This is a genomic window from Oceanobacillus alkalisoli, from assembly GCF_021556485.1.
Lineage (GTDB): Bacteria > Bacillota > Bacilli > Bacillales > Amphibacillaceae > Oceanobacillus > Oceanobacillus alkalisoli.
The window spans coordinates 1-308 of sequence record NZ_JAKGBW010000061.1; the positions used below are offsets into that span (position 1 = coordinate 1).

Genomic DNA, 308 nt, shown 5'->3' on the forward strand with positions numbered 1-308 from the left:
GAAATTTACGTTCCGAACGGATTTTCTTACGCTCACTTCCAACTTCACACGCTTCAATCTTATCGTCATATTCCTCGATTTTTTCGTCTAACTTTTCAACGATTTCTTCCAGTTCTTGTACCGACAACTCTTCTTCGCTTTCTTGTTCAATGGCTGGAATAATTTCTTTTTCTAACAACTTATCGTACAGTTGATTTGATTTTTCAATCAGCTTTTCACTATATCGTTCCGTGGATTTCCGCCAAACAAAAGTAAATTTATTTGCATTAGCTTCGATCTTCGTTCCATCAATAAAAATAGCTTCTTCT

The 308-nt window shown here is 35.4% G+C and carries 1 pseudogene; it reads right to left on the minus strand.

The annotated features are described in order from the left end of the window. Positions 1-308, minus strand: a pseudogene (locus LZD48_RS18500) (IS5/IS1182 family transposase); the annotation flags it as partial.